Source organism: Haloarcula onubensis (assembly GCF_031624605.1).
GTDB classification, from domain to species: domain Archaea; phylum Halobacteriota; class Halobacteria; order Halobacteriales; family Haloarculaceae; genus Haloarcula; species Haloarcula onubensis.
The window spans coordinates 137461-146387 of sequence record NZ_JAMQOS010000009.1 but is presented as its reverse complement, the minus strand read 5'-3'; the positions used below and the strand labels follow the sequence as shown (position 1 = coordinate 146387).

The following is an 8927-nucleotide window of genomic DNA, read 5'->3' as shown; positions in this document are numbered from 1 at the left end:
TGTCGGGCGCGCCCGACAGCCGACGGCGAGTCGAGTAAGAGACGGCTACTAACCTATGACCGACTGTGAGAACGTGCAAGCAAACTGCGGAAGACACGGCAGTGACGGCCGCCGTCCGAGCGCAGGGGGAACCCGGGGCCCGGTCGAGAGCGGCGCCACACTGTGTCGGCTAGCCAGTCCATTCCTTTCTCCCGGGGCGGTGACGCCAGGATAATGGCACAGTCCAACAGTGGCGTCGACCGGCGCGGGCGTTCGACTATGGACCTCATCGCCGTCCCGGTGGTGACCGTGGCGGCGGCGGTGTTCGTCTTCGTCCCCCCGCTGAACGGCTCGCCGCTTCGCCCGGTCGTCACGCTCGCGTTCGCCCTCCTCGTTCCGGGGTACACGCTCGTTGCCGCCCTGTTGCCGTCAGCTGGGCTCGTATCGTACGACGCACAGGAGAGCTTCGGCGTCGGTCGACAGCGACGTACCTCGAAACTGCTGGAACGGCTGGTCTTCGGGTTCGGCGTCAGCGTCGCGCTCGTGATACTCCTCGGACTCGCGCTCGGTCTGACCGCGGGGGGTATCGGCCAGGCGCGCCTGTTCGGCGGGCTCACGCTGGTTACGGCGCTCGCGTTCCCGGTCGCGCTCGTCCGAAACGGCGGACTGGCGCTGTCCCGGGAGTCGCCGGCAGCCACCGTCCTCCGGCGGTTGCGACCGGCGCGACTGGGCGGCCCAGCGGGCGGGAGAGTTCCCCTCACGTTCGTGCTAGTAGCGGTGACGGTCGTCGCGGTCATGTCGGTCGGGACCGGGGCCGTCGGACAGCAAGACCCCAGTTACACCGAGCTGTATCTGGTCGCGGAGAACGACGAGGGGGAGTTCACCGCCTCGGAGTACCCGGACACACTGACGCCCGGCGAGCCCGAATCGCTCGCGGTCGGTGTCGACAACCGAGAAGGGGAGTCCACACAGTACACGGTGCTCGTCGTCCTCCAGGCGTTCGAAGGGGACGGCGCGTCGGCCGAGCTGGTCGCGCAGTCTGAACAGCACAGGTTCACCCGGACGCTCGACGACGGGGAGACCGCGACAGTGCCACACGAGATCAATCTGGCGGACAGCCCCAGCGGTACCGACCGGGCGTACCGACTCACCTATCTGCTGTACGTCGGTGACCCACCGGCGACCCCGAGCGTCGACAACGCGTACCGGGAAGCCCACCTCTGGGTGGACATCGAAGCCGAGTCCTGAGCGGCCGACAGGGGGTCGCTGTCACGGACAGCCAGCAAAAGAGCGGCAGGTATCGCGGCGTCGACGGTCGGCAGTCAGATGAGTTCGTTCGTCCACGTGTCGGGCGTCTGCTCGTTGACTATCTCACATTCGATGTGGTAGTCGAACTCCTTGGCGCCGCGGTCGTCTATCCACTCGACCATCTCCTCGAGCCCGTCCCGCAGCGTGTACTCGGTCCGGTAGTCGAGCAACTCCCTGGCCTTGTCGGCCGAGCAGTTCGCGAGCTTGACCTCCTGTGGCCGGTCGGGCTTGTAGATGGGGTCAAGCTCGAAATCCAGGATGTCGGCGATGGTCTCGGCCAGTTGGTTGATGGTGATGAACTCGTCGTCCGGGCCGATGTTGATGACCTCGCCGGTGACGTTGTCGTAGTGGGCGAGTTTCTGTAGCGGACGGACGTTGTCCTGGACGAAGGTGAAACAGCGTTTCTGCTCCCCGTCGCCGTAGATTATGGGCTGTTTCCCCTGTAGCATCCGGTTGATGAAGATGGCGGCGACGTTCCGGAACGGGTCGTCGTAGCGCTGCCGGGGGCCGATGATGTTGTGCGGGACGGCGATGACGTGCTCGAAGCCGTGGATGTCGGCCATCAACTCCACCATCTCCTCGCCGGCGACCTTGCTCACCGCGTAGGGGTCCTGTGGCTGTGGCTCCATGTCCTCGGTGAACGGGGTCTCGTTTTCCCCGTATCGGGACATGCTCGAACAGTAGACGAACCGGTCGACGCCGACGTCGGCGGCCGCCGCCAGCGTCGCGGACGTGGACTGGTAGATGCTCTGGTTGATTCTGGCCGGTGAGAACACGCTCAGCCCCTCGTAGGCCAGCGCCGCGGTGTGGTAGACGATGTCGGCGTCGGCCATCGCCTCCTTCATCTCCCAGACGTCCCGGCAGTTGATGTGATGGAACTCCGCGTCCTCGGGGATGTTGCTCTCGTAGCCGCCGACGAAGGTGTCGTTCCCGGCGACCTCGTATCCGTCTTCGAGGAACGCATCCGCGAGGTGGCTGCCGAGGAAGCCGGCGATACCAGTTACGAATACCTTCTCGTTGTCGTCTGCGTTCGTGGCAGTCATTTGCTGGGTATCTGAAAGACATACCCGCCCCCTGTTTTGTTATAGCTTAACTGAAACTCCCTCAGTCACTTGCTACTCGTTTGCCTACGCCGCGGTGACGCCGATGTACGCCGTGTTTCCGGCGCGACGCGTCGACTGGGACTGTTGTGGTGTGGCACCACACGGATGGCGAGCGATTCGCCGAACGACAGTCAGGAGCGGTCCGACAGCGCAGAGAGACACCGTCCAGAAGGACGTTCCCTGGCCGACGACTGGTGGCCCAGTTCAGGCGGTCTCGCCGAGCGCGTCGAGCAGGAACGACGACGAGACCAGTTGCAGCCCGAGCACCAGCGTCGTCAACGCGACGACGGTCGTCTGTACGGACGGTATCGCCGTGTAACCGGTCGTCGCCCAGAGGGTCGCTCTGTACCCGAGATACGCCAGCCCGAGCGCGCAGAGGCCGACACCGACGCGCTTGCCGTGCCGGCGTCGGACGTTGGTTCGGACCAGTCGGGTGAGCGGGTCCGAGGGGACGGAGCTACCGGTCTTCGTGTTCGTGCTGAACTCCGCGAGCGCCCAGAACTGGATGCCGGTTATCGCGGCCAGTCCGGCACCGACCGTCGTCACGAGCCCCGGGGAGAACGGCCCTATCTGCAGGTCGGCCACCGACAGCGCTGGCAACACCAGCCCGACGACCGTGAACACGGTTCCGAGGCGGAAGAAGACGTACCCGGGCGCGTTGCCCACCATGAACCGGACGTGTCGCCAGCCGTCGCGGAAACTGTGCAGCGTCGCATCGCCCTTTCGCTCGTGGTAGACTATCGGTACCTCTTCGATGCGGAGCCCTTTCGTCGACGCTTCCATCAGCATCTCGCTGGCGAACTCCATCCCGTCGGAAGTGAGATCGAGGGTGTCCAGCGCGTCGCGTGACAACACCCGAAAGCCGCTGTGTGCGTCGCTGATGTCGGCGTCGTACAGCACGTTCAGCACACGGGTCAGGAGCGGGTTCCCGACGTACTGGTGGAGCGCCGGCATCGCGCCGGACTTGATGGTCCCGTCGAGCCTGCTGCCCAGGACGATGTCGGCGTCACCCTCCCGGACGGGTTCGAGAATCTTCGGCAGCGATTCGAAGTCGTAGGTCACGTCCGCGTCCCCGATAGCGATGTAGTCACCTCGCGCCCGCGCGAACGCGTATCGGTACGCGTATCCGTAGCCCATTCTGTCGGGCTCGACGACTATCGCCCCCAGTTCTCTCGCGATGGCTGGCGTCCGGTCGTCGGAACTGTCGCTGATGATAATCTCCGCGGTGATACCGAGTTCGGAGATGGCTCGCTTTATCTTCCCGATACAGACGACGACGCCCTCCTCCTCGTTGAGCGTCGGCATGACGACGCTCAGCACGGGCGACTGGTCGCTGTCCGGCCCCAATAGCAGGTCCGACGCGTCGTCCGCGTCCTGTGAGACGGCCGTATCTACCTGTGTCGTGCCGAATTCCGGGTTCGTGGCCTCCGAGACAGTGTCTGACATCGGTTATCCTCTCGTGCTCGTCGGGCGCTGCCAGTCGCCGACCGTGTGACCAAAGGCTCCTATCATTGACAGTATAACGAGAAATCCGTATTTACATAGTTAGTAACCGTATTCCGCCCCGGCCCCAAACGAATGACCCACCCGGAATCCCCGCTGTCAGTCGGTATAGACGACGACCAGCGACTGGCGAGCAACGCCACGAGAGCGACGCGAGACCACCCCGTCAGGGCGACCCGGCCCGCTCGTCAGAGACGGTTGGTCACAGGAGAGCGCTCTCGACACCTGCGAACGGCCCGAGAGTTGTCCGTCTTGGGACGTCCCGTCTCACCACTCGATAGCGGACCGGGAGTGGCAAGGCTGGCGTCGTGTTGGCACGGCAACTGGTGAGGGGACTCGCGTGATTCAGCGCGCACCTGCACGCAATTGCCGGCGCTTGATACGCAAATACGGGCAACTGGGGGAAGTCTGATGGCGCTATCACCACCTGGGACACGACACGTGGACAGGAGTGAGTAAGAACCGTCTAACACGGTCGGAGCCGGCCTGTGAGAGACGGGCGCTGTGGGTCGTCGATAGCCGGGCTGCCTGATATCTCACCCATAATATATTTTTCGTTCGAAAGGTATGTATCAATGTCAGTTCTATCGGCGGACGAGAGATGAGTCCCGCCACCCCCGCGACGGCCCCCACCGAACAGTCCCGCACGACCAGCGAGAGCACCGACCAGCCGCTGGTCACCATCGTCATCCTCACCTGGGAGAACTACGAGGAGACGGCTGACTGTCTCGACTCGCTTCGGTCGCTCACGTACGACAACTACCGGGTCCTCGTCGTCGACAACGGCTCGGAAGACGGCTCCATCGAGCGGTTGCAGTCGGAGTACGACTGGTGTGAGTTCGTGGTCAACGACGAGAACATCGGCTTCGCGCGCGGGAACAACGTCGGTATCGCTCACGCGCTCGACACCGGCACGGACTACGTGTTGCTCCTGAACGACGACACCGTCGTCACCGAGGACTTCCTCGACCCCCTCGTCGACACGATGGACCGCTACGACAGGGTCGCCGCCGTCGGCGGCGTCAACCTCCTTCCCGACTCCGGGGACGTCCACAACGCCGGCTACGTGTTCCACCCGTGGCTCGCCGCCAAGGGGGAGCTACACCGCGAGCCGGTCACGGACGAGCCCTACCCCGTCGACTTCGTCCAGTCGTGTCTGGTGCTGTTGAACCCCGAGTTCCTCGAGGACGTCGGCCTGCTCAACGAGCGCTACTTCCTCGGGATGGAGGACGTCGACCTTGCCTGGAAGGCCAGAGCGAAGGGGTGGAAGGTGCTCGTCAACCCGGCCTCGCGTATCTATCACCGGGTGGGCGAGACGGCGACCAGTTCCCCGTTCAGCGTCTACCACAAGGTCCGGAACAAGCTCCAGTTCGCCCGCGAGAACCTCTCGCTCCCGCGGCGGCTCCCGCTGTACCTGTCGCTGGTGGCGTACCACCTGTATCTGTTCGCTCGCTGGACTGCGACGGGACAGTCGCAGTCGGTCCGAGCGGCGCTGGTCGGTGCCGCCGACCACCTCAGGGACGCGCCGTTCCGGGACTACGACGAACTCTCCGGGTGAGCGCCGTCACGGTCGGCGAGGCGGTGTGGCCGCTACCCCGTCCTCCCGAAGCGTCTCGAAGACGGCGTCGTACTCGGCCAGCAGCGTCTCCCAGGAGTGGTCGGCGGCGACCCGTCGCCCGGCGCGTTCGAGTCGGCAGCGCAGCCGGGGCGAGGACCGCAGCCGCTCGATACCGGTCACGAAGCCTTCCGCGTCGTCGCGGACGAGTACGTCCTCGCCGTCCTCGACCGCGAGCCCCTGGACACCGACGGGCGTCGAGACGACCGGCAGTTCGGCGGCGAAGTAGTCCAGCATCTTCAGTTTGGTCCCGGAGCCGCTCCGCAGCGGACAGAGCGCGACGTCGGCCAGCCCCAAGGCGCCGGGGAGGTCCTCGACGTAGCCCGGTGCGTAGACGTTGTCGGCGCCGACCGACGGGGGGTTGCGCCCGACGAGCAGGAAGTTCACGTCGGGCAGGGCGGGCGCGATAGACTCGCTGATGACCGTCGCAGCCGTTCGGTTCGGCGCGTAGTCGTACGACCCCAGGAAGACGCAGGTCCACTCGTCCCGGGGAACGCCACACTCCCGGGCGGCGCTTTCGGGGTCGCCCCCGTCGCGTATCCACTGGAGGTCACAGCCGTTCGGAATGACGTAGGTCGCTTCGGACGGCGAGTCGAACCGCGCCCGGTCCTCGGCCGACTGGAAGACGGTCACGTCGGCGCGCTCGATAGTCGACGCCTCGAAGGCGCGGAAGTTGTCCACGATTCGGCGCCGAACCGAGTCGGGGACGCCGCGCTCGTCGAGGAACCCGTCGACGATGGTGTGTTCGGCGTTGTGCTTGTTCACCAGGAGCGCCGCGTCGTGGGCGGCGGCGAGACGCCGCGCCGCGTCGGCGACCTGCGGGAACTCACAGACCACGACGTCGAAGGAGACGTCGTGGGCGTCGACGGCGTCGACCACCGCGTCGGCCAGCGGCCGTCGGAGCGGGTGGTCCGTCCCCAGCAGGAACAGCCCGGTCCAGAGTTCGTTCCAGAGCGGACCGAACCGGAACAGCGGACTCGTCAGCTCTATCCACTCGACGTCAGCGTCGGGTCGGTCCGCGGGCGGCGGGGCCCCGACCCACAGGTCGCCGAGCGAGGCCAGTTTCTCTGCGGTCTTCCAGAGACGGACCTCGGCGCCGTTCTGGGGCGGATACATCGACGTCCGACTCAGCTGTAGGATGTTCATGGCTGTGGGGCTGGGGCCACCGGTAGGTCGGTGGTCGCGCACGTGACCGGTGCAAGCCGACGCGGGGACTAAGGAATACAGCTCCTAACGCCGCCGTTTATTCCACCACGGCGCCGGCGTATTGAGGACGGGGCTCAGCCGCCGGAGAAGTTGCGTCTGAACGCCTGCGACGCGTCGGTGTGTGGGGACCACTGTTCGGAGACGTGGAGCGACGGGGGACCGACGTAGTGCGGGCCGGCGACGAAGTTCCAGACGTTGTGCCAGCCGACGACATCGCTGTTCTGTCCGACCCACTCGGCGAACCAGTCGAAAAACAGCGGGTTGTCGCCGCCGCCGGCACTGTTCCACTCCCGGTCGACCACACCGTACTCGGGAAAGACGAGCGTCTTCCCGCGTGTCCGGGTAAACTCCGCCCAGTGGTCGAGCCCGAACTCCATGTTCACGAGCCGGTCCCAGTTCTCCCGTCGCCGCTCGCGGACACAGTCGGCCCCACACTCGTCGGGAAAGTACCGGTCGCTCTTGTCGTAGAGCGTCAGGCCGACGATGTCGACCCAGTCGTCACCGGGGTAGGCCCGTTCGGGGTCCATGTGGACGCGGCCGACGTGCGGGGCCCACATGTAGCTGAACGACGCGCCCTCCGCCTCGTCCATCGCAGAGCGGACCTGTCGCCACGCCTCGGCGAACAGTTCGGGCCGACCGACCGCCGTGTCCGGCGACCAGCGGCCGTTCAGTTCGTGCCCCAGCCGAATCGTCGCGTCGCCCATCCCGTGGGCTACCAGGCTGGCCGCGAACTGTCGGTGCTTTTCGGTGTGGTCCCCGTTCGCGACGGCGCCCATCGTCGTCGCGTCCGGCGGGAACAGCTTGGCAGTGACCGCTATCTGTCGGTCCGCAGCGATATCCTCGATAGAGCGTTCGAACGGCATGTTGTCGACACGGTACTTCTCCCACCCGGTCGTCGGGACGTTGAACGAGTAGTAATCGACGGTCCTGCCGAACCACTGCTCCCACGTCTCCAGGGCGCTCTCGTCACCCAGGTAGACGCCGACCCCCGGGGCGTCCGAGTCCTCGGACCCGCCCTTCCGTTCGGTCGGTGTCGGCGTCGGCTGGGGGGTCTCGGTTTCACAGCCGGCGAGCAGGCTCGTGCCGGCGACGATACCGGTGGCTAACTGTTTCAGAAGCGGTCGACGGCGCGTTACCGAGTGACGAACACCGGCCTCGCCGGTGCCGTCCGAATCAGGACTCGACGTGCGGTCCCGCGTGCGGTCAGCCATTCACCCGTCCTTCGACGGGCCCGTATTTTGTTACACTGTTACTTCACCGTCTATGGGCCTCGTATCCGACGAGCGCGGGCCAGCTGGTCACAGGGTGGTCAGGGTCCACTATCGCGGTACCAGTGGGATATGTCGGTATAATCGTCCGACGGTCCCAGCTCTACCCGCCGAAGGGAGCGAGTTAGAACCATCCTACTAACGTGTCGTGCCCGTGATAGACAAGGCAGGTCGATTGACTGGTGACCGACACCGATGGAGACTGGCACTCGATGAGCCGAAACGTCCGCGAACTGCTCGCGAGCAAGGGGCCCGTGACCTTCCTCTCGCTCTGTAAGTCCTATCTGTCCAGCACGCTCTACAGGCACACACTGGACGCGCGTGAGAACGTCTCGATTCATTCCGCCGTCGAAATCGATAGAACGACCTCGCTCGGTACCAGCGGAACGATAACACTGAAACGGGGTTGTCAGCTCCGGCGAAACGTCGTCATCTCGCCGTCGGGGGGCGACGTGACGGTCGGTGAGGACTCGCTGCTGAACATCTCCGTGACGTTGCTGGGACAGGGGTCGGTGACGATTGGCGCCGACGTGCTGGTTGGGCCACAGACGACGATAGTCGCCGCGAACCACACCTTCGAGGACCCCGAGGCGACGATATCGAGCCAGGAAATCACACGGGAGGGCATCGAAATCGAGGACGACGTGTGGATCGGTGCGAACTGCACGGTCCTGGACGGCGTGACCATCGGCGAAGGGGCCGTGGTCGCAGCCGGAAGCGTCGTCACCGACTCCGTCCCGCCGTACACGGTCGTCGGCGGCACGCCCGCCTCGGAGCTAAAACGACGGGGCCCCGAGGCCACACGCTGAGTCCGCCCGCTATGAGCGGCGCCGGCCCGGAAGTCGGGCCCTAACGGGCCATGGACCCGTCGTGGCGGGACAGCCGCCGTGACGGGACGGCGACGACCGCGGTCACGGGTCGTCTCGCGTGAACCGTCGATACGTA

General features: G+C 65.5%; 7 protein-coding genes. 3 read left to right on the top strand and 4 right to left on the bottom strand.

Features of this window, described 5'->3' with window-relative positions:
• The first annotated feature begins 213 nt into the window (after positions 1–213).
• The gene (locus NDI86_RS21515) at positions 214–1227 is read left to right on the top strand and encodes a DUF1616 domain-containing protein (RefSeq protein ID WP_310902332.1); all 1014 of its coding nucleotides are present in this window, start codon (positions 214–216) and stop codon (positions 1225–1227) included.
• Positions 1228–1301: 74 nt separating this feature from the next.
• Here the strand turns inward: NDI86_RS21515 and NDI86_RS21510 are convergent, their stop codons facing one another.
• The gene (locus NDI86_RS21510; protein ID WP_310902331.1) at positions 1302–2330 is read right to left on the bottom strand and encodes an NAD-dependent epimerase/dehydratase family protein; all 1029 of its coding nucleotides are present in this window, start codon (positions 2328–2330) and stop codon (positions 1302–1304) included.
• A gap of 264 nt (positions 2331–2594) precedes the next feature.
• On the bottom strand, positions 2595–3836 hold the full coding sequence (locus NDI86_RS21505) for a glycosyltransferase family 2 protein (RefSeq protein ID WP_310902330.1): 1242 nt from the start codon (positions 3834–3836) through the stop codon (positions 2595–2597).
• A 658-nt stretch (positions 3837–4494) separates the two neighbouring features.
• Between NDI86_RS21505 and NDI86_RS21500 the strand changes: the two genes are divergently transcribed.
• A complete protein-coding gene (locus NDI86_RS21500; RefSeq protein ID WP_310902329.1) occupies positions 4495–5451 on the top strand; it encodes a glycosyltransferase family 2 protein in 957 nt (318 codons plus the stop codon).
• A 6-nt stretch (positions 5452–5457) separates the two neighbouring features.
• On the opposite strand, the gene NDI86_RS21495 is transcribed toward NDI86_RS21500, so the two are convergent.
• Positions 5458–6654, bottom strand: a complete 1197-nt coding sequence (locus NDI86_RS21495; RefSeq protein WP_310902328.1) for a glycosyltransferase family 4 protein — start codon at positions 6652–6654, stop codon at positions 5458–5460.
• Positions 6655–6788: 134 nt separating this feature from the next.
• Complete coding sequence (locus NDI86_RS21490) at positions 6789–7925, bottom strand: glycosyl hydrolase (RefSeq protein WP_310902327.1); 1137 nt, start codon at positions 7923–7925, stop codon at positions 6789–6791.
• A 269-nt stretch (positions 7926–8194) separates the two neighbouring features.
• On the opposite strand from NDI86_RS21490, the gene NDI86_RS21485 reads away from it, so the two are divergent.
• Positions 8195–8791, top strand: a complete 597-nt coding sequence (locus NDI86_RS21485) for an acyltransferase (protein WP_310902326.1) — start codon at positions 8195–8197, stop codon at positions 8789–8791.
• Positions 8792–8927: the final 136 nt, after the last annotated feature.